The organism is Myroides gitamensis (assembly GCF_029894455.1).
Classification (GTDB): domain Bacteria; phylum Bacteroidota; class Bacteroidia; order Flavobacteriales; family Flavobacteriaceae; genus Flavobacterium; species Flavobacterium odoratum.
In genome coordinates this window covers 1,848,676-1,874,223 of record NZ_JARYHN010000001.1, presented here as the reverse complement: position 1 = coordinate 1,874,223, position 25,548 = coordinate 1,848,676, and the positions used below count along the sequence as shown (strand labels likewise).

The window sequence follows — 25,548 nt, the reverse complement described above, 5'->3', positions numbered from 1 at the left end:
ATAGAAAAACGGAATCAAGTTCATGCTTGGTTCCTTTTTTTTGCCTTTTTGTCCGTTATTTTCCTCTTTTTGGATGTTTTTTTATTTTTAATTGCTTGATTTGTAGTGTTTTGTGTTTTTTGAATGTAGATTTGTTCGGTAATCCTTTTGGATGATTGAGGTTTTATGCGGGTTGAAGGCCATTTTACCGAAGGTGACTCGAACGAAACCCAAACAAACCCCAAACAAAAGCTAGCTTCTCACCACCTCACCAATCACACCCTCTCACCGCCTCACCATCACACCCTCTTACCATTCATACCAACCATCTCTCAGCATCATTTACAATCCCCTGCAGGTCGTTTAAGAACATCGAGGTATGGTAACCATCAGCGATGGCGTGATTGACGTAAATAGATAGAGGAATAAGGGTTTTTTCCTGTTCTTGGTAATATTTACCAAAACGGATAATGGGTTTGAGGAAATCCGAGTCGTGAGAAGTATCTTGACTGATGCTCTCAAAGCTAATCCAAGGTATACAAGAAATGGGGACAAAATTAGCAGGGAGTCCTGGTTTTACTTTGATTCCCTTTGCGTTTTTATACTGTTCGATGTCTTGTGTAATGGCCTGATGAAAGGCTTGGAATTGAGGATGATAGTCGCTCCATAAATCAGAAAACGTATGGTCGTCTTCGTGAAATAAAGTGAATTGTGGCGTTAGAAAGTTCCAAGTACCCAACTGATTTTCATGTATACAAGTACGCAAGGTCTCACTGTTGTTCAGGGCTCGCATAATAGCATAGAGAAAGGTCGGAAAGAATTTATACGTTGTTTCACGGTATACGGACATCAAGATGGTAATATCTATTTTGATGCTGATGGTATACTTTGTTTTCAATGTGTTGCGGTAGTATTCATAGTAAGGTAAACGACTCCACGTTTCTTTATCAATCGGAGTGAATACAGCAGGTTGAATCATGCGTTATTTAGTGTAAAAAGGTTGATCTTGGTTGTAAAAATAATCGCTAAAATTTCCGTTTTTCTCTAAGCGTATAATATCGATATACTCTTGCTTTTTGAGGTGTGGTTTACACAAATTTGAAATGACATCTGCAATTTCTTTAAACTCAGCTGCATTCTTTGTTTCACATTCCACGGCGAAGATATAATGTGGTTTTTGATCAATTCGCTCATTGAACATCCAGCCTAAATAAGCCGATGAAATGGTTGGTATAGAGGTAAACGTTGTTTTTAAATCAGCCAATAAAGCTTGAGGCTCTGTTTCGGGTTTACCAATCAGTACCTCCATGTGGATGTGGGCAACATTATCTTTGACTACATTGAAAATCGATCCGTTGAGCATATCTGCAATTTCATTTGGAACGAGTTCTTTATACACCTTAGAAAAAGGATTGATGATGATGTGATGTCCCATTGCAAGTTCTAAAAACGATCGTCCATTGACTTTCATATAGCTCATTTCATCCTGAATGACTCCTTGGTCATAGATGTGTTTAGCATCCGTAAAGACCGGAATTTGTTGGTTTTCGAATGTTATAATTGGGGCATTGGCGTTGAAACTAGTGGCTTCATTGTTCTCATTGTAGCCTTTTTTAACCAATACGTAAATGTCGTTTTTTAAGAATTTTTCGTAGAAAACAGCTCTATATTCTGGGATTGTACCTGCTTTTTCGATAATATCAGCCAAAGGCAGGTTTTTGTTTATAGTGGTTTCTGTTGATTGAGTCATAGTTTTTGTTTTGTCTTGTCCTTCAAACTTACAATTAATTCTACGGTATTTCTTTAAAATATTCTTAAAGATTTCAAAGGTTATCAACGACTGAAAGAGGAGGTTCAAAACTGCGAATTTTGCTGATTTTTAATTTTCTAATTTGTTTTTGAGAATTTCTGGCTTTCTTCTATCTTTGGTGCACTATGAAACCAACAGTGAAAATTATCGAATGTCCTCGCGATGCAATGCAAGGCATTAAAATGTTTATACCAACAGAAAAAAAAGTACAATACTTACAAGCGTTATTGCGTGTAGGTTTTGATACGATTGATTTTGGAAGTTTTGTATCAGCAAAAGCGATTCCGCAAATGCAAGATACAGCAGAAGTTTTGGCTCAATTGGATTTGAGTAAAACCCAAAGTAAATTATTGGCTATCATTGCGAACACAAGAGGCGCAGAAGAAGCATCTGTACATAAAGAAATTCAGTATTTAGGGTTTCCATTTTCTATTTCGGAAAACTTTCAAATGCGAAATACCCATAAAACGATTGCAGAATCTTTGGTAACCTTACAAGAGATTTTGGAAATTGCCAATAAAACAGACAAAGAGGTGGTTGCTTATTTGTCTATGGGATTTGGTAATCCGTATGGAGATCCGTGGAATGTGGATATCGTAGGGGAGTGGACCGAACGATTAGCGAAGATGGGAGTACGTATTCTTTCTTTATCTGATACGGTAGGAAGTTCAACGCCAGAAGTGATTGATTATTTGTATAGTAATTTGATTCCAGCTTATCCGTCGATTGAATTTGGTGCGCATTTGCATACTACTCCAGACTCGTGGTTTGAGAAGATTGATGCGGCTTATAAAGCGGGATGTTTGCGTTATGATGGAGCAATCAAAGGGTATGGAGGATGTCCGATGGCTAAAGATGACTTAACCGGTAATATGCCAACAGAAAAGATGTTGAGCTATTTTACTGCTAATAAGATAGATACTAATTTAAGTGCCATGTCTTTTGAGAGCGCATACAACGAAGCGTTAAAAGTTTTTAATTTTTACCACTAGGATTTTTTTAGCTGAATAAAAAAAACTAAATTTGCGTGCAATTCAACTACAATTGCACATGAAAGCACACACAACAAAAATCATCGGTCAAGGATTAACTTACGATGATGTTCTTTTAGTTCCAAATTATTCGGAAGTATTACCCCGAGAGGTAAGTTTAAAAACAAATTTTTCAAGAAATATTACGCTTAATGTTCCAATTGTATCTGCGGCGATGGATACGGTAACGGAAAGCGAAATGGCTATTGCTATTGCTCGTGAAGGAGGAATTGGAGTAATCCATAAGAATATGACGATTGAAGAGCAAGCGAAAGAAGTTCGCAAGGTAAAAAGAGCGGAATCAGGTATGATTATCGATCCGGTTACTTTACCCTTGACAGCTACAGTAGGCGACGCGAAAAAAGCAATGGCAGAATACAGCATTGGTGGTATTCCAGTTGTTGACGATTTAGGCGTTTTAAAAGGTATTATCACGAATAGAGATATGCGTTTCGAAAAAGAAAATGCAAAACCTATTACAGAGGTAATGACAAAAGACAACCTTGTTACTGCAGCAGAAGGAACTACTTTAGAGCAAGCAGAAGGTATTTTACAAGAAAATAAAATTGAAAAATTACCTGTAGTTAATGCCGATTACAAGTTAGTAGGTTTAATTACATTCCGAGATATCACGAAATTAACGCTTAAGCCTAATGCGAATAAAGATCAATTTGGTCGTTTACGCGTAGCAGCAGCTTTAGGTGTTACACATGATACTGTGGAACGTGCAACGGCTTTAGTAAAAGCTGGAGTAGATGCTTTAATCATTGATACCGCTCACGGACATACACAAGGTGTTGTGGGAGTATTGAAAGAGGTGAAAAAAGCATTTCCAGAAATCGATGTAGTTGTAGGTAATATTGCTACGCCAGAGGCAGCTTTATACTTAGTAGAAGCAGGTGCTGATGCTGTAAAAGTTGGAATTGGGCCAGGGTCAATCTGTACAACACGCGTTGTAGCAGGGGTTGGATTCCCTCAGTTCTCGGCTATTATGGAAGTAGCAGCTGCATTAAAAGGAACAGGTGTTCCTGTAATTGGAGATGGTGGTTTACGCTATACAGGAGATATTCCTAAAGCAATTGGCGCTGGTGCTGATTGTGTTATGTTAGGGTCTATGTTAGCAGGAACAAAAGAATCTCCAGGAGAAACCATCATTTTTGAAGGAAGAAAATTCAAAGCATACCGCGGAATGGGATCTGTTGCAGCAATGAAACAAGGTTCAAAAGATCGTTATTTCCAAGATGTTGAGGATGATGTGAAAAAATTAGTTCCAGAAGGAATTGAAGGACGTGTTCCATACAAAGGAGAATTGAATGAAAGTATGTTACAATTTATCGGAGGATTACGCGCAGGTATGGGATACTGTGGTGCGAAAGATATTCCGACGTTACAAGAAGTAGCTCGTTTTGTGCAGTTAACTGCTTCAGGTATTGGAGAAAGTCACCCACATAATATTACGATTACAAAATCAGCTCCTAACTATTCAAGATAGGTAGAAGCGAACTAAATAATGAAAAGCTATAACCTTATCGTTATGGCTTTTTTGTGTGCAATAGAAAAAACGCCTCCATATAGTGGGGCGTTTTTTTATGGGGGAGGTGAGGTGGTGAGATTGGTGAGGTTTGCTCTTTGTGAGGTTTGTTTTTTGTGAGGTTTGTGCTTTGTGAGGTTTGTGCTTTGTGAGGTTTGTGCTTTGTGAGGCGGTGAGATTATCCTCTCACCGCCTCACCTTCTCACACCTCACCCCCTCACCAATCTCATCGCCTCACCCCCTCATCGTCTCACAAAAAAACAACCTTACTTCGTTTCTTCCTGCAGTAGTTTTTGGATAAGTTCTTGCTGTTGTTGCATGCTTTCTTGCATGGCTTTCATCATTTCCATCATGTTATCCGAGCTCATGTCATCTTCTAGTTCATCGGAAAATAAATCATTCAGCAATGGATTACTTACCGTATTTTTAGTAGCAAATGCCGTGTTGGTTTGTGCAATTTCTAAATATTTATAACCATCTGCATTTTCGTGTATTTTAACGGAGAAAGGACGAATCCCTTGGGAATTGTATTCGCTCTTTTTTTGAGAAGTTCCGCGTTCATCGTTGAATTGGGTAGTTAGCCCAATAATTTCATTTTTAGCATTGCGTTTCACATTTGAAAATTTCAATTTAGCAATGTTTTCCGCATTGATTTCTTTTTGAATCATCTCCAAATCACTAGCGGTCGTTTCTTTTGTTATTTCGTACGCTAAAGTTTTATTTTTTATTGTAACTTGTTCTTTCTCTTGAGCAAGTGCAGTAAATGAAGTAAAAAGTAAACCAAAGCTAAGGAGTGAAGCAAAAGTTGCCTTTTTCCATGCCTGAGTACTTGTTGTTACTGTTTTCATATTCTTCTTTTATTAGTTAATTAAATAGGTTTGTATCTGCTAAATTAAAATATTATTGCTTAAGAATGTTTTAAAAAAGAAAATCAACCTGTTAAAAAATATTCAAAATCATGATACAATTACAGCATGAAACAGTTCGTATACCCAATGAAGTAGCACCTGCTATTTTAGCTAATTGTTATTGGGATCCTGCGACAGCAAAGCATCCTCTTGTTATCTTTTGTCATGGCTACAAAGGATTTAAAGATTGGGGAGCTTGGGATTTGGCTATGCAGACGTTGGCGAAGGCTGGATTTGCAGCGGTGAAGTTTAACTTTTCACTCAATGGTACTTCCTTAGATCAACCTACTGAGTTTGTCGATTTAGACGCTTTTGGTAGAAATACCTATACCCAAGAACAACGAGATTTAGCTCGAGTAATTGCCCATTATCAAGCGCAACCATTTGTAGATGAAACACAAGTATTCTTGATTGGACACAGTAGAGGCGGGGGAGCTGTATTATTGCAAACGTATTACAATGATCAAGTAACGGGAGCTATTTCTTGGGCGGGTGTGGCTGATTTTAAAAAGCGATTCCCACAACGAGATAACTTTGAGCAGTGGAAAGAAAAGGGTGTTTTTTATAGTATGAATGGCCGTACCAAGCAACAAATGCCGCATTATTTTACTTTTTGGGAGGATTTTGTAGCGCATGAACAGGAATTAACCATACAATATGCCGCTCAAAATCTTAGAAAGCCGGTGTTGATTGTGAATGGAACAGCTGATGAGGCAGTAGGTGTGAAGGAGGCGGAGTTGTTGCATCTTTGGGTGAAGGACTCGGAGTTGTTTATTGTAGAAGGAGCTGATCATGTATTCGGAGCTAGGCATCCACATACAGCAGAACAGCTACCCGATGATTTAGAGAAAGTAGTAAACAAGACAATTGCTTTTATTCAGCAACAACTTGTCAAAGAATAAAGGGATTAGCGTATAATTAATTAGAAGGATCAAGATGAATATTGCGTTTATACCTGCTTCAGAAGTGGATTGTGAGCAATTAACTCAGGTGGCTAAAATAGCCAAGCAACATTGGGGGTATGCTAATGAATGGATGCAGTTGTGGGAAGAAGATTTGACGATTACTCCTGCTCGATTTGTGAATCAAACTCTTGTGAAAGCACAAGTTGATGGGATTTTGGCTGGTTTTTATGTACTAGCGTATGAGGAGGATTTGGTGGAACTAGATGGTTTGTGGATTTTACCTGAATATCACGGCAAGCGCATTGGAAAGACTTTGTTTCATCATGCAGTTGATCAAGCCAGAAAGGAAGGATATTCGCGCTTACAATTGTATGCTGATCCCTATGTTGATGGTTTTTATCAAAAATTAGGTGGGCAAATTATAGGGCAGATTCCGACCAAAATAAAGGATCGTTACTTGAATATTTTCCAGTTTCAATTGGAAGAAATAGAAGGGGTGGTGTAATTGGGGGTTTTTACTTTTGGGTTGTATTAATACATGGATATTTCATCCAGTGAAATCAACTTGTTTTGTACCGCATAGACGATTAAACCGACTATATTCTTTGCGCCTGTTTTGAGAAATAAGCTGTTTTTATGCCCTTCTACGGTTTTTAGTGAAATAAATAATTGATCTGCAATTTCTTTTCCGGTTTTCTGTTGCGCAATAAGATGAAGAACTTCTACTTCACGCTCTGTTAAGGCTATTTTTAAATCTGTGGTTAAGGGTTGATTCTTGACCTGCATTTGTTCTCTTAAGTGCTCAAATTGTGCAGGAAGTAGGTAAAACCCCTTGTTGTGTACTTCGTGAATTACTTCAATTAATATGCTTGGTTTCATGTTTTTGGGCAAGAAAGCTGCAAATCCCGTTTTAACGATGAAGCTAATTAAGCTATCATTGTAATGGGAAGACAGCAGAATAACTGGCGTTTGAATGTCTAATGCACGCAAGCGCTTGAGTAGCTCCAATCCATCTGTATCTCCGATGCGATAATCGATGATGAAAAGATCGGGTAACGTGGTCGCTTCCTGCATGGCTTCTAAAAATGCGACACCAAAGTTGTATGTACCCTTCACTTCAATAGCGGGGTCCTGTTGTAAAAAATTAGACAATAAATCGGTGATGAGTGCTTCGTCATCGAGGAGAATTACTTGTATACTCATGAGGTTGAATGTTGTGGCAATACAAACAAGAACACAGTTCCTATAGACGATTGTTGTTTGTACTTTCCGGTTGCTTTTAATATAGTGGATCTGATTTGAATATTCTGTAAACCAAGCCCTTTGTATTTCATTTTAGCTTGAAATCCTTTGCCGTTATCACGCAGAGAAAAAGCGATTGCTTTTTCGGATAAGCGCAGGTGAAATTCAATTTGGTTGGCTTGCGCGTGTTTGTGAATATTGCTAATCAATTCTTGGATGATGCGCAAAAGGTGCATTTTCTGTTCTGCTGTTAATTCAACGGAAGCTCGTTTATCTAAATGAAACTTAATGTCATAAAAGGCCTCCCATTGTTGAAATAAATCCTTGATTAGATTCTCAAGTGTCGCATAATCAAGTAAAGGTGGATTTAACCCGTGAGAAATACGACGGGTCAACTGTATGGTTTCTTGTATCTCATCCACCAATTGATTTTCACTTTGCCCTATTTGTGATTTTAGAAATAAGACATTCAATGCATTAATAACAGAATCGTGTAAATCACTCCCTATTCGTTGTCTTTCTTTTTCTTGGATATCAACGGAGGATAGTTGTAATTTTTGAGAATGCTGTTGATTTAACTGTTGAATTTGATCTTCTGTATCAAGGTGTTTTTTATGGTTTAATTTTAATAGAATAACAAAAGCAACACTAATGATTAGTATGAGGAGAAGGCCGATAATAAACCAAATTAAGATGGTATTTTCTCTTTGCCAGACGTTCTGCATAACACGTTTGTAATTATAATGTAAAACAGTAAAGTGATAATAATATTAATAAACCATAATAAAAATTTGCTTTCCGATTTTCCATTGAGTAAAAGATTGAGCGGAAGGTAGTAAAGACAAGTAAATGAGGCGTAAATGAGTAAAGCTGCATTGAAAAGAAATAAAGATGGAAGGTATGTTTTCCATCTGTTTTTTAGTAGGGTGAAACAATAAAGTAAGGCTAATAAAAGCAAAGACAAGGTAGATACAAATCGCGTATAAGAGACTACTTGTTCTAGTTCATAAAAATTAATGGTATTTAATTCATATATCAGACAAATAAAAGAGGGAATATTAATTAAAAAATAAAGTTTATTTGAGGTTATTAAATAATAAATAAGGGAGAACCACGCAAGTTCAACAACACCAAAAATGGGGATTAATACTAAATTATTGTGATAGTTTTTTCCTAAAAATTCGCCTATAAAATAAAAACCTAAACTTGTCATAAGATAACCTAATAACGCAAGTTTTACTGCGTTAAAAGGTACTTTAGTTCCAGCATATAGGATGAGTATACCTAAAATGACAGGTAATAAAGAGGTGATATAGGTTACGAAATCGAAAATGGTCATCCTCCCTTATGTACTAAATTTTCCACAAAAGCACCTGTTCGTATAGCGCAAATTGAGTTTGAATAAACGAAGGTTTAAAAGGAGGAATAGGCTTACATGTATTAAAAAAGCTATCCATTTGATTAAGCTGAGTTAATATCAAATCCGGTTGATTGTTATTTGCTGCTAAATCCACTTGAATAGGGGTATTGCCTTCAAAATCATCATTGGGAATCCAAAACATTTGGAAAAGTTCAGGTGCCGATAAGATACCGTCACGGATGGTCTTATCAGACCAATTGCTGATGCGATCTTCTGCCTCTGCTTTCAATACAGGACCTTTAACCGAATTTAATTTTGTTCCAATACAGCTGTGTAATTCACTAGGAATAGCCATTTCATCTGTAAATGATGAAGGTATGTCAAAAGAACTTGGTATAAAATGCATGTAAATGGTGTCTTCATAAAATCCCATATACGCATGAATATCGTCTGTATCTACAATACCTCTTAAAAAATAAAAGGTACTAAATCCCATATCTGCTGCTTCAATTAATTCCTTGCGGTCAGAAGAGAAATTCGCCCAATTGACTATACTTTCGTATACCCAATGTAATTGTTTTTTTTTCTGTGAATCGTTCATAAAAATGGTTTTAATTTAAAGTTTTTTAAATAAAATGTTTTTATAATAAGCGAATGATGATTTGAGATTGTTAATCAAATATAAGTTATTTTTTTGTGATAATTTTAGGGTAGTTTGTGTAAAAAAAATCAAAATCTATTTTTAATAGGTTGTTTTTTTTGTTAAAAAAATATACTTTTTTGTTGCAAATTGAATTAATATTAATGTGTTTAAATTAAACTATAATTTTGATTGTGTGAATTTTAATGTTAAATGTTAATAGGAAAAGAAAAAAATATTATACCAATTGGGTATAACTGGTGTTCGTGTTTGGAGGTTTAGATACATGTCGAGTTTAGAAATGATTGAGATTGAGGCTGGTAGGAATAATCAGGTATTGCTTTTTAAAAATCAAGGAGGTAAAACCCTATTTTTTTAAATTGGGGGTTTTCCATGGTATAAATTTGAGAACTAACGTATACTTTTGTTTCAGATGTAAAAGAGATAAGCGAAAATAAGATGATGAGATAGTATAAGTTTAACTTATGCTAGACAAGAGAATGTTTATATTTCAACGAATAAAAAGTCCCCACAACAATTTTAATATCTTAAATTGAAAACGCTGTAGTATTCTGCTAGAGCGTTTTTTTTATGTTTATAGGGTTAGAAAAAAATTAATTTTTATATCCGTTTGTTGTAGACAAAATAAAAGCATAACTTCCTATTTCTCTATCACATCTATACTAATTGAATAAGTAATGAGAAAATATTATGTACCCGGAATGATTACCTTATTCTTGTTGCCGATTTTAGGTTTTGTATATTTAAAAAATAGCTTTACTGAGCGTGATTATAGGGGTATTGTGACTTATATAGAAGATAAAGATGAATTTGGTTGTCAGGATGAATTATATCAGCCTTTTAAAAACGTAGTGATGGAACCTTTTTTCTTTCGTGGAGATTCTAACAAGGATAGACTTTCATTGAACAGAGCAAAAGAAGAAACAGAAAGAATAGTTTTAGAAAAAGACGAAAATAGTGGTTTGGTTCTTCATTTTTCTTCTATTTCTTATGGGATGTATATTGAAATACTAGACCTTATGGTTACTAGTAAAGGAGAAACATTTGTTTATACTGATAGTATTAAGTTTATCTATGATAGGAACTATGAACAAAAACAACAAGATTTATTGGAGCTAGAATTGTTTCATAAACAATTTAATTATGAAAATGGTGTAGAAGATAAGCCAGCTGATAAAGTAGCTTTAGTCCTATATCGAATGGGGAATTATGTATACTTGATCGGATTTTTATTTTTACTTCTTGTTTTTTGCTGTTTGTATGTGAGTCCTATTGACAAACGGAATAGGGGATAAAATTATGCGGTATTGTCAGAATGGAAAAAGATACTAATCTTTGTTTCAGAATTTGAAACTAGCATGTAATGGATCAGATAAAGAGAAAAGGGGCGAAAACCATACAAAGTATTCCGCCTGAAATTTTAGAACAATTGAATCAAGGGAAAATAGAAACCGCTAATTTAGTAGAATGGTTGGCGATTGATATGGTGGAGCTGCTAACTACCTTGTTGAAAGAATGCGATAAAACATCTTATTTAGCACCAATATTACAGGCACTAGAGGCATTAAAAAAGCCGACAATTACTTTAAAGAATGCCACTATTGGTCAAACTTTATTAGCTGAAGCTACCAAAGTAGGTGATCAAGATCTTTTTGACTTTTTGAGTCAACATCCTGCGGATATGGCACGTTGCTGGGCAACGTATATGGTGGGCCATAATGCTGATTTGAGTCCTACAGCCCAATTGAATGCTATTCAGGTATTTGCTGCAGATACCCATTTTGGAGTTCGCGAGACCGCTTGGATGGCGGTACGGCCAACTATTATTTCGAATCTTGATCTTAGCTTAGAACTACTTACACCGTGGACCTTGCATACGGATGCGAATATTCGACGATTTGCAACGGAATCTACACGTCCTAGAGGGGTTTGGTGTGCTCATATTGAAGTGCTGAAATCAACTCCCGAAATGGCTCTGCCAATCTTGGAAAACTTGCGTAATGACCCTGCTAAATATGTTCAGGATAGCGTAGGGAACTGGTTGAATGACGCCAGTAAAACCCAACCCGATTTTGTGCGAAATTTATGCGAGACTTGGCTTGTGGAAAGCAATACAAAAGCTATGGCTTATATTGTGAAAAAAGCACTGAGAACGGTGAATAGTTAACGGTTGACCAGTTGTGAGGTTTGTTCTTTGTGAAGTTGTAAGATTTATCGATTAAAGGATAATTTACAGGGTTAAGGGTTAAGAGGTTAGGCGATGAGGGGGTGAGATTGGTGAGGTTTGTTCTTTGTGAAGTTTGTGCTTTGTGAGGTTTACTTGGCAATTTCACCATCTCAACGCCAGTAATTCCGTTCAGTCACTCCGCTCTGTATGTCCCCCTGACGGAGGAAGGGTCGCATCCGTTACTCAACGCCAGTAATTCCGTTCAGTCACTCCGCTCTGTATGTCCCCCTGACGGAGGAAGGGTCGCATCCGTTACTCACTGCTAGTAATTCCGTTCAGTCACTCCGCTCTGTATGTCCCCCTGACGAAGGAAGGGTCGCATCCGTTACTCAACGCCAGTAATTCCGTTCAGTTACTCCGCTTTGTAATCACCCTGACGAAGGAAGGGGCGTATCCGTTACTCAACGCCAGTAATTCCGTTCAGTCACTCCGCTCTGTATGTCCCCCTGACGAAGGAAGGGTCGCATCCGTTACTCAACGCCAGTAATTCCGTTCAGTATTAGGTGAGCGCGGGATGCGACCCTTCGTTGCCTCAGGGGGACATGCTGCACGTGATAAGCGGAATGTATTGTGTTTTTGTACTTTGTGAGGTTTACTTGGCAATCTCACCATCTATCTCATGGGCTTATATTTGTTTGCGTATTCGATGAATATATCTTACCTATTTCTTATTGGCTTTGGTGTTCAATGAATCTACACTTCGTTTCGATTTTCACTGCGTTCCGATTTCACCAATCTCACCCCCTCGCCAATCTCACCCCCTCACCCATACCCCATAACTCCTAACTCAAATTATCCTATCTTTGCATAATTAAACCAAAAATCACTTCCTCGTATGCAAGTAGCTATAGTTGGCGCAGGGATAGCGGGATTAACGCTGGCAATTGCTTTGAAAAAAGCGGGTATCTCTTTTGTTGTCTATGAAGCTACTGCTCAAATTAAACCTGTGGGTGCGGGGATTGCGATTGCGAATAATGCGATGCAGGTCTATCGTCATTTGGGAATTGCAGATCAACTCAATGCGAAGGGAATTCGCATTTCTACCGTGATGCTAACGGATTTAGATTTACGAGTTTTAGATCAAACACCACTTGCTTTTTTTGAACAAAAATATCAACTAGCAAATATAGCGATTCACCGCAGTGCTTTGCATCGTGTTTTACTGGATGCGGTTGGAGAGGAGCACATTCAGCTCAATAAGCGTTTGCAGCAAATTACGCAGACAGCAACTGGTGGGTATACGCTTCAGTTTACAGATGAAACGATGGTTAATCACGAGTTTGTGATTGGAACAGATGGCTTGCGATCGCAAGTGCGACATGGGTTGTTTGGCAATTACCCTTTGCGGGATGCACATCAGGTGTGTTGGCGCGGGGTGCTGTCTTTTGATCTCCCTCAAGCCTATGAACATGTGGCTGTAGAAAGTTGGGGAAAAGGAAAGCGAATGGGATTTGTTAAACTAACTGATCAACAGGTCTATTGGTATTTTTTAGTAGATGAAGAATTGTATCAAAAAGAATCGCATTTGGAATCGCATTTGGGTGAATGCCCTAGCTGGGTTCAACAAATGATTCAGCAGACGCCCAAAGAAACAATTCACCTAGATAAAATATACGACCTCAAACCCTTTGAAGGATGGTATAAAGAAAAGGCCTGTCTGATTGGAGATGCTGCTCATGCAACAACGCCCAATTTAGGACAAGGCGCTTGTCAAGCTATAGAGGATGTCTATGTCATTAGTAAACTCTTGGAAAAATATACGTTAGAGGAAGCCCTGCAACAATTTCCAGCTATTCGTAAAGCCAAAGCCCATGCAATTGTTAGAGAAAGTTGGGCTTTAGGAAAAGTAGCACAATGGAAAAATCCTTTTTTTGTTGCCCTGCGCAATACTTCTTTTCGTCTTTTACCCGCTTGGATGAAGAAGAAACAGATGAAAAAAATGTTCGAATTACATCAAGTATAAGGTTTCTCTTCGTTGAAATATCCATAAATTTAGGGGTAACATAAGCTGTGAATTATACTTACTTTTAGCACTTAATTCTGTTACAACATGAATTGGAATATTCAACAATTATTTTTAGCTGAGAAACTCCCTTCTGTATATGGAGGTATTTTGCATTCATTTCGCCAATTTTATGTGATTCAGTTGTCCGATGGTGACGATGTGGAGTTTTATTCGGTAGATAAATTAGTAGAACCTTTTAATCAAGAATTGCAATTGCATCAAGCGATTTCACAGTTTTTCCTTGATGCAGCTAGTAAGCATCCAGTAGGAAAAGTGTATTGTCGAACGTCTGATCGGGATATTGATGTAGCTGTATTCAAGGAAACTTTTTATTTTGGTTTACGAGGGGATTATGGACGGTTGTTTATCAATTTAGCGAATCAATCCATTTGGGAATATTGGCTGGATGATGGTTCAGTAGGATATTGTGCCCCTTCGATGGATGAATTTCTTCAGGGTAGTGCTGTACTTGCCAAGGATGAATAATGAATTTGTATATCAATGAAAGAAGCATTAGAGAGATATAAATCAATGAAAAATAAGTAATAGTAGACGATTATGCCTATTTATCACGGAAAATTTAGCAATAAAACAGGAACTTATTCGGTTGCTGTACATAATGATTACCGTAATTTTTACTTTCAAATCGGTGTGTTTAAATTCCAAGGATTCGATTTAGACGCGTTTGAATTGTGCAATCCAGAAGATTTTACAGCAACGGAGTTGGAACAGTTTGACCTTGTTACGCGTCAGGTTCGAGAAGAAGTATACCTAGATTTGACACAGTATCAGTTATCGCTTCAAATTCCTCAAATTTTGATTGATAGTCAAACGCAGGAAGAAAAAGAAGTGATGATGGAATTGCATTTCGAATTGATGAATCAAGAGGAATACGCTCTTCTTACCTTTCAATTAGACGATAAGAAGTATGAAGCTAAGCATAGTTTAATGGAATTGCTTTTAGACGATATACAATGTCAATTTGAAGGGAATTATCGATTTAAGAATTGTTACGGCTGTTTGTATGGCGATTATTCCGTTTATGGACAAGGATTTATGGGACCTGTTTTGTGTTTCAAGAATCAAAAGGAAGCCTATTTAGAAGTGCAAAATAAAAGCGACTTTATGCTTTTAGAAAAGCAGGATGCTACACAGCAAGAACTCTTCTGCTGCGAGTCGTATGCATGTAGAGATCGCGTTTTAGGTTATAGAGGAACTGTGTTGTAATTGGATTCAGTTAAAAAAAACAGCCCCTTTTTAAATAAGGAGCTGTCGTTTTTTTTTATACAACAGTTTGCTCGTGTTTTTTGAGCTGTAATTTATTGCTGATGTATTCAAATACATTCAATGCTTTGTCTAAGTGTTCTTTGGTATGTGTAGCCATTAAACTCATACGGATACGTGAATCTTTTAAGGATACCGCTGGGTACATGATGGGATTGGTATAAACACCATTTTCAAGTAATAGTTTACCAACTTGGCTATTTACATATACATCTCCGATTTTAACGGGAATAATCGCTGAATCTGTAGCGCCGATTTCTAATCCAATGTCAAGTAATCCTTTTTTATAGTATTCTACATTGTTCCAAAGCTGTTTTTGCCATTGAGGCTCTTCATCAATCAGCTCAATCGCTCGGGTAACTCCAACGATGGCTGGGGTTGCTGCTGCAGAGAAAGCGTATTGTCTCGATTGAAACTGAAGGTAAGAAATTAAATCTGGGTTATTCGCTACAAGATAGCCTCCCACATTAGCAAAGGTTTTACTAAACGTTCCAGTAATAATATCTACTTGATCCAATACATCATGGTATTCCATGGCACCGCGTCCTGTTTCTCCTAATACCCCAATGCCATGTGCATCATCTACTAATAGCACACCACCATATTTTTTAGTGAGCTCAAGAATTTCTTTGAGTTTGGCTACATCGCCATCTTGGGAATACACGCCATCAATAATGACCATTTTAGTGCGGTAGGTGTGTTGAGAGGAAGCTAAAATACGTTCTAAGGCTTCTGTATTGTTGTGTAAGAATCGCTTGACAGTCGTGCCAGCTATTCCTTCATATACACTAGCGTGAACCGCCATATCCACAATAGCAATGTCTTCTTTTTTTAACAAGCAAAGTAGAGACGCACTATTAGACGTATACCCGGTGGTATATACAATAGAAGAACCCTTTGGGCGCTTGAAAAAAGCAGAAATTTTATCTTCCAGTTCTTGATGGTAATCCATGTAACCACCAATTAAAGGAGAAGCTCCTGCTCCTGTACCGTATTTCTCTATGCCATTAATTACTGCTTTTTTGATTTCAGGATGCTGAGTAAAGCCTAAATAATCGTTGCAAACAAAACTAATATAATCTCCTCTTTTGATGTAACCATCTTCTTCTAATCCAATTTCTGGGCCACAGCCAGAAGTAGCTAGTAAGCGATAGTTCATGAATTCGTTGTCACGAAGGTAGTTGAGGTATCCTTCATGGGCGCTTGCTCTTTGGTAAATGTCTAGGTCGGGGATGTTTTCAAAATCTTTGAAACTCGCTTTAGTAAAGTCTATATTCATACCGTATTTATTAATAGGTTAATACCTATAAAAATAGATTAATTTCCTTTGTTGGAGAAATAATTTTATCTTTTTAATCGCAAGATGAAGGTTATTTAGAGTAAGAGTGGCGCTGTATAGTGATTTATTGCGATGTCTTATATTGGGTTAGCGTTATTAAAAAAGAGTAGTAGCAAATAAAAAAATACACGATAAAAGTATAGAATAGGGTAGATATCAAATTTTTAAAGTAAGAAATTGATGAAAAACAGTGGTTTTATATCGATATCAAGTAGTCTGATAAAGAATATTTGTGATTTATTTTGGCCGTTTTACCTGAAAAATGAGAAATTTAACTCTTTCTTTTGATGTTTTCGTTCGCTCCTAATGATTTCTCTTTCTGTTTAATAGCCTGAAATAGCATTGTTAAATAGTTAATGTTAAGTGAATATTGTTTGAAAATTGTTAGTATCTCGTTTAATTTGGTGTATACTTTTTAGTGTTACGGGGTATACACTGAAGAATGTTTTTTATCAACTATTATTTTGCCTTACTAACAAAATAAAAATTGAAAATAAAACAGGTAGTATTATGAAAAAGAGCATAATTGCAGGAGCATTTGCGTTACTAACTTCTTTAGCAAGTGCACAAACAAAGATTAGCAGTACGAGTATTGGTGTTAATTTAGGAGGAGTAGTGTCTTTAGTTTATGACGATGCTTCCGTTCTAGGACTAAGAGACAGTCAATGGAAACAAATCAGAGCGTATCAACGGGATTATGAAAATCAATATAGTCATTGGGCGAGTGCTAGTCGCTACAATGAGTCAGAACTCAATCGAAAAAGAGATCAGTTGTATCGAGAAGTACGAATCAAAATAGGAGATATCCTGACCATTGAACAACAAGAGAAATGGAATGACAACGTATATGTGTATACCCATTATCATCCGTATGATCACAAAAGAGACCACCATCACCACAAGAGTAACAAATACAAAAACAAACACAAGAAAAAAAATAAACACAAACACGACCATTGTGATTAGTACTAGAAAACACCTATTGGGTATTTTTTAAGTAACTAGGACTGGAATAGCTATTGTGTGCAAATTTTTGCAGTTTCAAAGCCTTTCATGTTACGTACAATACTTCTTTGTCGTAATATCCCTTTTTTATTCGTTAATCGATACTTCTGTGCGAGGGAGGTACTTTTATATTTGTTAAAGTAACAGCGATAGGATATCTCAGTTGCTCAATCATCCCGTGTTATAGTTACCAGGTAACAGGAAGAAATAGAATAAATAAAGCCACACAAAAGATAAGAGAGTTAGTGGGGACTACTATACTAAAGGAGTTTAGTGTAAGCTTATCTTTATGGCTTAACGGCCAAGTGGCTTTATTATTTAAATAAAAGAACAAAACAACAAGACAATTTTTTTAGTATAATCCTACTGTAGGATTTAAAATGAAACAGAAAATCCCTTCAAAAAGCACTCAAAATAACGAGTGCTTTTTGCATTGCACGATTTTAATGTAAACGTATAATAGATTTTGGATAAAATAAGAAAAGATATTGCGCTTAGGTTTCAGCTTAAATGCAATATTGTATAAACAGACGAGGGGGGATGTTATTTCTTATTTTAATTTTATTTACATTTTTTTTGTTAAAAATATTGAACGTCGTTCAGTGTAAATAATGTTTAATTTATATTTGTGACATAAAATTGATTTTTTGATTCTATTTTATTGGGTAATTTGATTTTTATTTACATAATGTTTTGTGTTAATCTGCGTGTATGTATAGTTTAAATTCAGTTTTATATCCTAGTATTATTTCAATTTTACTTTGTTTTGTTTTTTCAAATTAAAGCCTAAAAACAAGGGTTTAACGATGAAAGAAAGACAGTATTATGAAAATACCTTTAGAGCCGTTTATGCATCGGTCCTCTAGTAGACTTTATATAAATAGCGAAAATTTAGATAAAGTCTTGGAGCTAAGAAAAGATTTTATTTTTACCCCTCATGAGCTTAGTTTTTTTAGTATTCATTTGTTTACTGAAGGAGAAGGTGTTTTAGATGTTGACTTTAGTCCAATAAAGGTAGTCGAAAAAGAAGTTTTAGTCCTTTTTAAAAATCAAGTGGTGGAATGGAAAGAGCCCTTGAACTACAAGGCTAAGATTTTAATTTTTACAGAAGATTTTTTTTGTATTGATGAAATGCACTTTCAGTTTTTTTATACTTCAACTATATTCAAGCACTTAGGTAAATGTAAGAGTATTGCGATACACAATCATTTTGACGAACTAGTCTTGTTGTTTGATATCATAAACCAAGAATTAGAAAAACCTTATTATCCAAAGCAACAGTATGTGCTGAATAATTATTTGTTTAATATTTTGATTTTTTTGGAACGTGCACTGAACCAAAATGCGGTGGAAGAAAAGTTGACCGTATCGCATGAGAAATTGATTGTTGCTAAATTTAAAGATTTAGTCAATCGAAAACTGAATAAGAGTTACAGTGTGAAGATGTATGCAGAAGAGTTGAATTTGGGATTGAGAACCATTGAATATGCCTTTCAGAAAATTGAAAATACAACCCCTTATAAGTGGATTTGTAAGCGGATGGTTATGGAAATCAGTAGGTGTTTGTTGTATAAGGATCTTCCTGTCAATGTTATTTCGTATCAATTGGGTTTTAAGGAAGCCAATCATTTATCTGTTTTTTTTAAGAAGCAAACGGGATTTACTCCTCTGGAGTATAAAAGTAGGTATTCCAAAGAGTAGGGATTTGCTAGTAATATATAAAATAAGCCTATTTTCATAAAAAGATAGGCTTATTGCTTGGCATTTATTGCTGTTGTAAAAAAGAAAAACGCTGTAGTAAAACTTCCTCACTTTCTTCGTGATCTGGATCGTCAATACAACAATCTACAGGGCAAACTGCTGCACATTGGGGTTCTCCAAAGTGACCTTTACATTCGGTACATTTACCTGGAACAATATAGTAGATATCATCTGCAATGCTATCTTGAAATTCGTCTGCATCAATTTCCGTTCCATCGGGTAATATTATATTTCCTCTTAGTACGGTTCCTTCTTTGTAGCGCCAGTCATCTGATCCTTCGTATATTGCGTTATTTGGGCATTCTGGTTCACAGGCTCCGCAATTGATACATTGGTCCGTTATCATGGTTGCCATACTGCTATTGTTTTTTAGTGATGAGCTGTAAAAGGGTACGGAAGCGTTCTTGGTATTTTGGGTTGATCGAACCATTTTCCGTATAGAGTTCACTTCGTTGAATTGCTACGCTATAAGGAGCAGGCCATGCTCTTAAGGCTTTTGCAACGGCATCCATGGCATTGATTCCTTGCATAGCTTGAACACCATCTGCCCAGCATACCAAGCCCACTGTTTTTCCTGTTAAATACGGATTGGGAGATTTGGCGCTGATTTCCAGCCAATCGAAGCAATTTTTCATTGCACCCGTCATACTTCCGTGGTAAAGCGGCGTAAGCCAAAGGTGAATATCTGCTTCGCGAAACTGTAGATTCATTAGTTCTACAGCATTGGGTGTTCGCGTGGATGTAATATCAAAAAGAGGAATGCCAGATTCGGCTATTTTAAATACCGAAGTTTCGATTCCAAGGGTTGTGAGTTCATCACTTAAATATTGAGATAAGCGCTCAGAAGTAGAGTCTGCTCTTCGTTCCAAGGCGCCTGTAAAAATGAGGGCTTTCATGAGTTGAGGTATTATTTAAAAATTACTTTGGGCATTCCAATTTCCCCATAAAGGAGTGATTTTACAAGGGGTTTTAATTTTTTGGATGCCACCATATAAAGAGAAGGGGGGACTTCTGGATTGGCTCGTACCACTACTTTTTGGTTGTGATAGTCTGCCGTGTCTGCCTGTTGTACGTTAGATTCCCATAATTCAAGTTTAAGAGCATCGGGTGTACAAAACTTAAAAACAGTTGTTTCGCTGTATAGTTTATCGGCAATAACCATATAGACCCATTGGGGAATAATCGCATCAACAGAGCAATAAACAGCTACTGCTTTATCGCGATAACAAGAAAAATCAATCTGAGCAACGGCAGTTCTAAATTCTTTTTCCTTGATAATCATTTCCATGTATAGCAGTGGTTTGAGATCAAATCCAACTACTTCGATGGTGGGTTCATACGTCATGAGGTCAAAAGCAATGATGCCTGTAGCGGCTACTTTATTTACGATTGTATCTGTTGCCATGGGAATTGAGATTAAAAAGTAGCCTTGTGTACGACCACAAGACTACTGGTGTTATTATAGATTTGCAAGTGCTGTAAGGTAGTGTTGCTCAACAAGCGACCAGTCCAATACAGACCAAAAAGCATCTAGATAATCTGCTCTTTTGTTTTGATATTTAAGGTAGTACGCATGTTCCCATACATCAACACCTAAAATAGGATATCCTTGGTTTACCCCATTGGTATCCATCAAAGGATTGTCTTGATTTGGCGTTCCAGTAACCGCTAAGGTACCATCTGCTTTTACAAATAACCACGCCCATCCTGAACCGAATTGACCTAATCCTACTTTTTTAATTTCTTCTTTTAGATTTTCTAGACTTCCAAATGTTTGTCCAATAGCCTCCGCTAGTTTTCCTTTTGGTGCTAGTTGAGCAGTAGGAGATAGAATACTCCAGAACAAGGTGTGGTTGAAATGACCTCCTCCGTTGTTTCTCACTGCTGGAGCATACGTACTGATGTTTCCTAAGATTTCTTCGATGCTCTTATTCTCGTTCGGTGTTCCTGCTAGTGCATTATTTAAATTGTCCACATACGCTTGGTGATGCTTACTGTGGTGAATCGTCATTGTTTCTTGATCAAAATGTGGCTCTAATGCATCGTATGCATAGGCAAGAGCCGGTAAATTAAAATTACTCATGGTTTGTGTTTTGAATTAAACGCTAGAACAAAAGTAGTAGTAATTTTTAATTAAACAAGTTTTTACTTGTTTAATTAAAGATACAGCTGAAGGAGTTAGTCTTCGGTAATTCAATTCATATAGGGTATTTGTATGTTGCTAGAAAAAAAAGAATACCTTTGTTCGTGTAATAAAACAATATTTTATTTGGTAAATGAAAAAGAGTTCAACAGACCGAATTTTGATGCAATTGAAAATGCGAGGGGAAGTGATAGCCGCTGATCTTGCGGATCAATTGGAAATTACAAAAGAAGGCGCCCGCTTGCAACTACAGAAACTTTTGAAAGAAGGCTTGGTGTCCGCTGTGTTTAAAAGTGAGGGTGTTGGGCGACCAATTGCATACTATAGCCTTACAGATCAAGGGTTAGCTAAATTCCCAGATACACATGCCCAAGTCACGGTTGAAATGATTGAGGCTGTAAGGAAACTCTTTGGGGAGAATGCGTTGGATTTATTGATTACAGATCGAGAAAAGAAAGTGTACCAACACTATGAGACGGTAATAGGCCAGCCAAATTCGATAGAGGAACTATTAAATCGTTTGGTAAATATCCGAACGCAAGAAGGGTATATGGCCGAATGGCAGAAGGAGGAAGATGGCAGCTATATTTTTATTGAAAATCATTGCCCTATTTGTGCGGCTGCAACCGTGTGCCAAGGGTTTTGTCGGAGTGAGTTGAACAACTTTAGACAATTAATGGGAAGCGATTTTCAGGTCGAACGCATTCAATACATTATTTCAGGTGCTCATCGTTGTACATATCGAATCACAAAAAAATAATTTTCCTACCCAATTATTTCCAAATTCACATAAAGCCCCCTGTGTTTTTACCAAATTAAAGGTTCAATTGTCAATGAGATAGCGTAGCTTTAATTATCATTTAAAAGCACATACTATGCCATGGAATCCAACCCAATACAACAAGTTTAAAGACGTTCGTTTTTTGCCTTTTTTCGATTTAAGTAAAGAAATTCAAGAATCGAGTATCCTAAAAGCGGTCGATTTAGGCTGTGGAACAGGAGAGCAAACCGCCCTATTAACGGAAAAATGGAAGCAGGCCCATTTTACAGGGATCGACTCTTCGGTAGAAATGCTTGCAAAAGCACAACCCCTACAGTCCAATAGGCTTACTTTTAAACAACAGACCATCGAAGAATTCGCTTCAACCCCAGAGACTTGGGATTTAATTTTTAGCAATGCTACCCTACAATGGTCAGATAATCATGCCGTATTATTTCCACAGCTGATTTCAAAATTGAATCCAGGAGGACAATTTGCTGTGCAAATGCCCTGTCAATCAGAAAATATGCTCAACAAATTGCTGTATGAACTTGCAGATTCAGAACCTTTTAAAACGCAATTAAAAGGGTGGAATAGACCTTCTCCGGTTTTGAGTCTGGATGCATATGCTCAAATGATGTTTGATCAAGGGTTGCGTCAATTAAACCTTTCTCAACGGGTTTATCCTATCATTGCTCCAGATCACCCTACCTTGTTTGAATTTATTTCAGGTTCTGCTTTAATTCCTTACATGGAACGACTAAAAGAAGCGGATAAGACTGCTTTTGCAACCGCTTTTCAAGTAAAAATAGCGCAAACTTTCACACAATTACCCGCTTTATACGCATTTAAACGAATCCTGTTGTATGGAGTAAAAGAATGATGCAGCTACTAAGAGCATCTGGTTCTTTTGGATAAATAGTACGGAGAATTAAAACTTGGTATTCAACGGAATATTAAATCGGATGGAAGTCGTAAATCCTTTGATTGGGCGGTAATCTGTTTTATCCGCAAGAGGAAATCCATACCCCAAATCGATCTCGAAAAAGGTAAATAGCGAGAGTCCTACTTTTGGACTTACAGTATAAGGGGTGAGTTCAGCTCGACCAAAGAATCCAATATAATACATCTCTGAATAGTAGGTCGCAGCTAGTTCAGGAATAACCGCGTACTTGTTTTGAATCCAAGTGAAGTTCGCTGTAGCATCTAGTTTGATGATATGATCGGTGTTGAAGCTAGATGCATAGTATATCCCTGTTTTAAGGATGCTTCCCTTTTGATATTGATAACTAACGGAAGGTCCTATAAAATGCTCCTGGGCTTGAAGCTGTGCTGTATTGCCTAAAAATAAAGCAAGTAGGAGTCCAATTATTTTTATTGTATGCTGTTTGTTCGTTGTCATAATAGAATAAAGAGATTTTGGTTTTATCTCGGGCTTTTTATTAAACGGTATAGTTAAAGGTTTTGTTGAGGTGTTCGAAATTAATTTCGCGTTGTAAGATCGCCTCAACTTCATCAAAAGTTGTGAGTCCTTCTGCTTCTTGTTTGCCACCATTAGGTAATTGATAGGTGTAAGTAACCAAATCTCTATTGTAGATTTCTTCTAATAGCTGGATTTGTCGATCCGTTAAATAAGGACGATGGGTGCGTAATTGCTGTTGTAAATTGCGCTTGATTTCCTCTTCTTCCTCTTCAAATACCATCGCATAATCGTCAATCTCTCGGGTTGCTTCTAGTAATTGTCTAAAAATAAAATCCTGCAGGTTCTTTGCCAGTACTTCTGCTTCACAATCATCATGAGGAAAGAAGGTAATGGGAATATCCTCTCCATTTTGCAAATCGTATTGAAAAACATATAAATCGCCTGCGCCATTTTTTGCAAAAGGAATGAATTGGTATGGTGCTGCAATTTCATAAACCTCACAATCTTTTATTTCTGCAATCCCAGCCTTGTATGCAAGGGGATCCCAAATCTCAATGTCCTCACCAAAGAGTAACAACGGAGGGTTTAACTTGAGTTTCGGAAAAGTAATTTCTGCCCAATGCATTCCCGTCGGACCTAAATCCAACATACCCTCAACATATAGTTTGGTATAGAGTTCCGGGTATTGGATTCCTAATTCTTGTTCAAGTTCACGTAATGCAGTCATAGGGCAGGGTTTATTTAGTATGTTTTTTCTAAAGGTAAAAGTACCCATTTGTTCAGACATAAACATCCCTAAAATTGGGGGTTTTCTTTTTTGTAAGGGAAGGAAGAAAAAGGTTTTACGAGCAAATAAAACGTTATTTAAAATAATTCTAATTAATATTGGTTGCTGTTTTTGAATTTTTTATATTTGAAAGAAACGAAATACGTATGAGTTTATTTACATATTATCAAAGAGGTTTATTGCTGTTATTTTCTTTTTTTCTACTTTCTTGTGGCGGGCGTTCCATACCAGAGAAAGCACAAGCGGTGGACAATTTTGAAGTTGAGCGTTATTTGGGTACTTGGTATGAAATTGCGCGTTTTGACTTTTATTTTGAACGAGATCTGGACAATACTACAGCACAGTATAGTTTGAATGAAGATGGAGAGGTCAAGGTGGTCAATCGTGGTTTTCACGTTAAGGACAACGAATGGCAGCAAGCAGAAGGCATTGCTAAATTTAGAGGAGATAAGAAGATTGCTGAACTAGAAGTTAGCTTTTTTGGTCCTTTTTATTCGGGTTACAATGTAATAGCCTTAGATCCAGAATATCAATATGCGCTAATAGCAGGGAAAAACCTAGATTATCTTTGGATTTTATCCCGAGAAAAAACCATACCAGAAGCGATTAAACAGCAGTATCTTGCCTTGGCTCAAGAGGTAGGTTATGATATTTCTCGTTTGATTTGGGTTAACCACGACAAAGACGATCAAGCATCTGCAAAAGAATCCCATCCATAAGGGAAGAAAGTGATGTAATAAAGTACGCCTCCGTACTAGAAAAACAAGCGTTATTTATCGAAAAATAAAAGTAACAAAACCAAAATGGCCAGCTATATCTATAGTTGGCCATTTTTGGTTAAGGTACCTTGTGCGATAATCAAACACACAACAAGAATGAGGTCATCTTGTTGATTCACAATATGTCACATGTTAAGATTATCTTAGGTTAACTTTATTTTTAATGTATATTAAAGTAAAGAATAATAGTGTATTTAGGTTAAATACCATTTTATTGGTTGTTATTTTTTAAAAATAAGTGGATATAAATATTTTTTTAATTTAATTGCTGAATATAGTATTGTTTATTTAAAAAAATAACAGAAATTAGATGTCTGTTAAATTGTTTTTTAATTATATTAAAATAAACTTAAAAGGTTAAAGATTTGTCCGAAGTAGGAACGTACATTTTTTTTAAAATCAACAAGTTAAGTTCATATAGTTTAAAAATGATAAAATAAAAGTATCAGCAAGAAAAAGAGAAGTATTTAGGGGGAAAATATTTTTTGAGCCAGTAATGGTAAGCGCTTATTGATGCAGTTATAACACCGATAAAAGAGAAATAAAATTGAATGTAGAATAAAAAATCTTTTTTGTTTAAATAAAAAATACAGAAATATTTGAATTCT

General features: G+C 36.5%; 27 protein-coding genes. 14 read left to right on the top strand and 13 right to left on the bottom strand.

The features are described 5' to 3' along the window. Positions 1-295: 295 nt before the first annotated feature. Both M2306_RS08185 and M2306_RS08180 read right to left on the bottom strand, forming a co-directional pair. Positions 296-958, bottom strand: coding sequence for a CatA-like O-acetyltransferase (locus M2306_RS08185; RefSeq protein WP_259188257.1), 663 nt, complete (start codon positions 956-958; stop codon positions 296-298). Positions 959-961: 3 nt separating this feature from the next. Then, positions 962-1,729, bottom strand: a complete 768-nt coding sequence (locus tag M2306_RS08180; protein WP_115091598.1) for an enhanced serine sensitivity protein SseB — start codon at positions 1,727-1,729, stop codon at positions 962-964. Between the two features lie 185 nt (positions 1,730-1,914). On the opposite strand from M2306_RS08180, the gene M2306_RS08175 reads away from it, so the two are divergent. Both M2306_RS08175 and guaB read left to right on the top strand, forming a co-directional pair. Continuing rightward, positions 1,915-2,781 (top strand): hydroxymethylglutaryl-CoA lyase, encoded by an 867-nt coding sequence (locus M2306_RS08175; RefSeq protein ID WP_002991470.1) that lies wholly within the window; start codon positions 1,915-1,917, stop codon positions 2,779-2,781. A gap of 58 nt (positions 2,782-2,839) precedes the next feature. Continuing rightward, positions 2,840-4,312, top strand: a complete 1,473-nt coding sequence (gene guaB / locus M2306_RS08170) for an IMP dehydrogenase (RefSeq protein ID WP_060873032.1) — start codon at positions 2,840-2,842, stop codon at positions 4,310-4,312. 305 nt (positions 4,313-4,617) lie between these two features. Here guaB and M2306_RS08165 read toward each other — a convergent pair whose 3' ends face one another. After that, positions 4,618-5,199 carry a hypothetical protein gene (locus M2306_RS08165; RefSeq protein WP_259188259.1) on the bottom strand — a complete coding sequence of 194 codons (582 nt, stop codon included), beginning with the start codon at positions 5,197-5,199 and terminating at the stop codon, positions 4,618-4,620. A 110-nt stretch (positions 5,200-5,309) separates the two neighbouring features. Here M2306_RS08165 and M2306_RS08160 point away from each other — a divergent pair, with 110 nt between their 5' ends. Together M2306_RS08160 and M2306_RS08155 are read left to right on the top strand one after the other, a co-directional pair. Beyond that, positions 5,310-6,161: an alpha/beta hydrolase family protein gene (locus M2306_RS08160; protein ID WP_259188260.1), complete on the top strand. Its 852-nt coding sequence runs from the start codon at positions 5,310-5,312 to the stop codon at positions 6,159-6,161. 34 nt (positions 6,162-6,195) lie between these two features. Beyond that, positions 6,196-6,669, top strand: coding sequence for a GNAT family N-acetyltransferase (locus tag M2306_RS08155; protein WP_259188261.1), 474 nt, complete (start codon positions 6,196-6,198; stop codon positions 6,667-6,669). 26 nt (positions 6,670-6,695) lie between these two features. On the opposite strand, the gene M2306_RS08150 is transcribed toward M2306_RS08155, so the two are convergent. The 3 genes from M2306_RS08150 to M2306_RS08140 form a co-directional block, all read right to left on the bottom strand. After that, positions 6,696-7,367, bottom strand: a complete 672-nt coding sequence (locus M2306_RS08150) for a response regulator transcription factor (protein ID WP_259188262.1) — start codon at positions 7,365-7,367, stop codon at positions 6,696-6,698. Beyond that, positions 7,364-8,131, bottom strand: coding sequence for a sensor histidine kinase (locus M2306_RS08145; protein WP_259188263.1), 768 nt, complete (start codon positions 8,129-8,131; stop codon positions 7,364-7,366). The genes M2306_RS08150 and M2306_RS08145 overlap by 4 nt, the downstream gene beginning before the upstream one ends. A gap of 627 nt (positions 8,132-8,758) precedes the next feature. Next, positions 8,759-9,367 (bottom strand): hypothetical protein, encoded by a 609-nt coding sequence (locus M2306_RS08140; RefSeq protein ID WP_259188264.1) that lies wholly within the window; start codon positions 9,365-9,367, stop codon positions 8,759-8,761. A gap of 737 nt (positions 9,368-10,104) precedes the next feature. Between M2306_RS08140 and M2306_RS08135 the strand changes: the two genes are divergently transcribed. The 5 genes from M2306_RS08135 (at position 10,105) to M2306_RS08115 (ending at position 14,886) form a co-directional block, all read left to right on the top strand. Next, on the top strand, positions 10,105-10,722 hold the full coding sequence (locus M2306_RS08135; RefSeq protein WP_259188265.1) for a hypothetical protein: 618 nt from the start codon (positions 10,105-10,107) through the stop codon (positions 10,720-10,722). A gap of 68 nt (positions 10,723-10,790) precedes the next feature. After that, positions 10,791-11,594 (top strand): DNA alkylation repair protein, encoded by an 804-nt coding sequence (locus M2306_RS08130; protein WP_115089871.1) that lies wholly within the window; start codon positions 10,791-10,793, stop codon positions 11,592-11,594. An 895-nt stretch (positions 11,595-12,489) separates the two neighbouring features. Continuing rightward, positions 12,490-13,617 carry an FAD-dependent monooxygenase gene (locus M2306_RS08125; protein WP_115089872.1) on the top strand — a complete coding sequence of 376 codons (1,128 nt, stop codon included), beginning with the start codon at positions 12,490-12,492 and terminating at the stop codon, positions 13,615-13,617. A gap of 87 nt (positions 13,618-13,704) precedes the next feature. After that, positions 13,705-14,145 carry a hypothetical protein gene (locus tag M2306_RS08120; protein WP_259188266.1) on the top strand — a complete coding sequence of 147 codons (441 nt, stop codon included), beginning with the start codon at positions 13,705-13,707 and terminating at the stop codon, positions 14,143-14,145. Between the two features lie 72 nt (positions 14,146-14,217). After that, positions 14,218-14,886, top strand: a complete 669-nt coding sequence (locus tag M2306_RS08115) for a DUF6304 family protein (RefSeq protein WP_115089874.1) — start codon at positions 14,218-14,220, stop codon at positions 14,884-14,886. 55 nt (positions 14,887-14,941) lie between these two features. Here M2306_RS08115 and M2306_RS08110 read toward each other — a convergent pair whose 3' ends face one another. Beyond that, positions 14,942-16,222 (bottom strand): aminotransferase class I/II-fold pyridoxal phosphate-dependent enzyme, encoded by a 1,281-nt coding sequence (locus M2306_RS08110; protein WP_259188268.1) that lies wholly within the window; start codon positions 16,220-16,222, stop codon positions 14,942-14,944. A 570-nt stretch (positions 16,223-16,792) separates the two neighbouring features. On the opposite strand from M2306_RS08110, the gene M2306_RS08105 reads away from it, so the two are divergent. Further along, a complete protein-coding gene (locus M2306_RS08105) occupies positions 16,793-17,248 on the top strand; it encodes a hypothetical protein (RefSeq protein ID WP_115091599.1) in 456 nt (151 codons plus the stop codon). An 864-nt stretch (positions 17,249-18,112) separates the two neighbouring features. Continuing rightward, a complete protein-coding gene (locus M2306_RS08100; protein WP_115089876.1) occupies positions 18,113-18,988 on the top strand; it encodes an AraC family transcriptional regulator in 876 nt (291 codons plus the stop codon). Between the two features lie 64 nt (positions 18,989-19,052). Here the strand turns inward: M2306_RS08100 and M2306_RS08095 are convergent, their stop codons facing one another. Genes M2306_RS08095 through M2306_RS08080 form a run of 4 tightly spaced genes read right to left on the bottom strand, consistent with a single transcriptional unit; the run spans position 19,053 to position 21,131 of the window. After that, a complete protein-coding gene (locus M2306_RS08095; RefSeq protein WP_115089877.1) occupies positions 19,053-19,403 on the bottom strand; it encodes a 4Fe-4S dicluster domain-containing protein in 351 nt (116 codons plus the stop codon). Positions 19,404-19,407: 4 nt separating this feature from the next. After that, positions 19,408-19,944, bottom strand: a complete 537-nt coding sequence (locus M2306_RS08090; RefSeq protein WP_115089878.1) for an NADPH-dependent FMN reductase — start codon at positions 19,942-19,944, stop codon at positions 19,408-19,410. Positions 19,945-19,955: 11 nt separating this feature from the next. After that, positions 19,956-20,453 carry a DUF2480 family protein gene (locus M2306_RS08085; protein ID WP_115089879.1) on the bottom strand — a complete coding sequence of 166 codons (498 nt, stop codon included), beginning with the start codon at positions 20,451-20,453 and terminating at the stop codon, positions 19,956-19,958. Positions 20,454-20,507: 54 nt separating this feature from the next. After that, complete coding sequence (locus M2306_RS08080; protein WP_115089880.1) at positions 20,508-21,131, bottom strand: superoxide dismutase; 624 nt, start codon at positions 21,129-21,131, stop codon at positions 20,508-20,510. Between the two features lie 193 nt (positions 21,132-21,324). Between M2306_RS08080 and M2306_RS08075 the strand changes: the two genes are divergently transcribed. Together M2306_RS08075 and M2306_RS08070 are read left to right on the top strand one after the other, a co-directional pair. Then, complete coding sequence (locus M2306_RS08075) at positions 21,325-21,951, top strand: helix-turn-helix transcriptional regulator (protein WP_259188269.1); 627 nt, start codon at positions 21,325-21,327, stop codon at positions 21,949-21,951. Positions 21,952-22,066: 115 nt separating this feature from the next. Beyond that, the gene (locus tag M2306_RS08070; protein ID WP_259188270.1) at positions 22,067-22,834 is read left to right on the top strand and encodes a methyltransferase domain-containing protein; all 768 of its coding nucleotides are present in this window, start codon (positions 22,067-22,069) and stop codon (positions 22,832-22,834) included. 48 nt (positions 22,835-22,882) lie between these two features. Here the strand turns inward: M2306_RS08070 and M2306_RS08065 are convergent, their stop codons facing one another. Continuing rightward, the gene (locus tag M2306_RS08065) at positions 22,883-23,353 is read right to left on the bottom strand and encodes a hypothetical protein (protein ID WP_259188271.1); all 471 of its coding nucleotides are present in this window, start codon (positions 23,351-23,353) and stop codon (positions 22,883-22,885) included. 40 nt (positions 23,354-23,393) lie between these two features. Beyond that, positions 23,394-24,101: an SMI1/KNR4 family protein gene (locus M2306_RS08060; RefSeq protein WP_259188272.1), complete on the bottom strand. Its 708-nt coding sequence runs from the start codon at positions 24,099-24,101 to the stop codon at positions 23,394-23,396. A 206-nt stretch (positions 24,102-24,307) separates the two neighbouring features. Between M2306_RS08060 and M2306_RS08055 the strand changes: the two genes are divergently transcribed. Next, the gene (locus M2306_RS08055) at positions 24,308-24,880 is read left to right on the top strand and encodes a lipocalin family protein (RefSeq protein WP_259188274.1); all 573 of its coding nucleotides are present in this window, start codon (positions 24,308-24,310) and stop codon (positions 24,878-24,880) included. The last annotated feature ends 668 nt before the right edge of the window (positions 24,881-25,548 follow it).

Coding starts and splice junctions, on each gene's coding strand:
- M2306_RS08145 (WP_259188263.1), bottom strand. CDS start 8,131: ATGCAGAACGTCTGGCAAAGAGAAAATACCATCTTAATTTGGTTTATT.
- M2306_RS08085 (WP_115089879.1), bottom strand. CDS start 20,453: ATGGCAACAGATACAATCGTAAATAAAGTAGCCGCTACAGGCATCATT.
- M2306_RS08115 (WP_115089874.1), top strand. CDS start 14,218: ATGCCTATTTATCACGGAAAATTTAGCAATAAAACAGGAACTTATTCG.
- M2306_RS08105 (WP_115091599.1), top strand. CDS start 16,793: ATGAAAAAGAGCATAATTGCAGGAGCATTTGCGTTACTAACTTCTTTA.
- M2306_RS08075 (WP_259188269.1), top strand. CDS start 21,325: ATGAAAAAGAGTTCAACAGACCGAATTTTGATGCAATTGAAAATGCGA.
- M2306_RS08055 (WP_259188274.1), top strand. CDS start 24,308: ATGAGTTTATTTACATATTATCAAAGAGGTTTATTGCTGTTATTTTCT.
- M2306_RS08185 (WP_259188257.1), bottom strand. CDS start 958: ATGATTCAACCTGCTGTATTCACTCCGATTGATAAAGAAACGTGGAGT.
- M2306_RS08065 (WP_259188271.1), bottom strand. CDS start 23,353: ATGACAACGAACAAACAGCATACAATAAAAATAATTGGACTCCTACTT.
- M2306_RS08110 (WP_259188268.1), bottom strand. CDS start 16,222: ATGAATATAGACTTTACTAAAGCGAGTTTCAAAGATTTTGAAAACATC.
- M2306_RS08155 (WP_259188261.1), top strand. CDS start 6,196: ATGAATATTGCGTTTATACCTGCTTCAGAAGTGGATTGTGAGCAATTA.
- M2306_RS08100 (WP_115089876.1), top strand. CDS start 18,113: ATGAAAATACCTTTAGAGCCGTTTATGCATCGGTCCTCTAGTAGACTT.
- M2306_RS08140 (WP_259188264.1), bottom strand. CDS start 9,367: ATGAACGATTCACAGAAAAAAAAACAATTACATTGGGTATACGAAAGT.
- M2306_RS08080 (WP_115089880.1), bottom strand. CDS start 21,131: ATGAGTAATTTTAATTTACCGGCTCTTGCCTATGCATACGATGCATTA.
- M2306_RS08070 (WP_259188270.1), top strand. CDS start 22,067: ATGCCATGGAATCCAACCCAATACAACAAGTTTAAAGACGTTCGTTTT.
- M2306_RS08090 (WP_115089878.1), bottom strand. CDS start 19,944: ATGAAAGCCCTCATTTTTACAGGCGCCTTGGAACGAAGAGCAGACTCT.
- M2306_RS08150 (WP_259188262.1), bottom strand. CDS start 7,367: ATGAGTATACAAGTAATTCTCCTCGATGACGAAGCACTCATCACCGAT.
- M2306_RS08125 (WP_115089872.1), top strand. CDS start 12,490: ATGCAAGTAGCTATAGTTGGCGCAGGGATAGCGGGATTAACGCTGGCA.
- M2306_RS08165 (WP_259188259.1), bottom strand. CDS start 5,199: ATGAAAACAGTAACAACAAGTACTCAGGCATGGAAAAAGGCAACTTTT.
- M2306_RS08175 (WP_002991470.1), top strand. CDS start 1,915: ATGAAACCAACAGTGAAAATTATCGAATGTCCTCGCGATGCAATGCAA.
- M2306_RS08120 (WP_259188266.1), top strand. CDS start 13,705: ATGAATTGGAATATTCAACAATTATTTTTAGCTGAGAAACTCCCTTCT.
- M2306_RS08160 (WP_259188260.1), top strand. CDS start 5,310: ATGATACAATTACAGCATGAAACAGTTCGTATACCCAATGAAGTAGCA.
- M2306_RS08060 (WP_259188272.1), bottom strand. CDS start 24,101: ATGACTGCATTACGTGAACTTGAACAAGAATTAGGAATCCAATACCCG.
- M2306_RS08180 (WP_115091598.1), bottom strand. CDS start 1,729: ATGACTCAATCAACAGAAACCACTATAAACAAAAACCTGCCTTTGGCT.
- M2306_RS08135 (WP_259188265.1), top strand. CDS start 10,105: ATGAGAAAATATTATGTACCCGGAATGATTACCTTATTCTTGTTGCCG.
- M2306_RS08130 (WP_115089871.1), top strand. CDS start 10,791: ATGGATCAGATAAAGAGAAAAGGGGCGAAAACCATACAAAGTATTCCG.
- M2306_RS08095 (WP_115089877.1), bottom strand. CDS start 19,403: ATGGCAACCATGATAACGGACCAATGTATCAATTGCGGAGCCTGTGAA.
- guaB (WP_060873032.1), top strand. CDS start 2,840: ATGAAAGCACACACAACAAAAATCATCGGTCAAGGATTAACTTACGAT.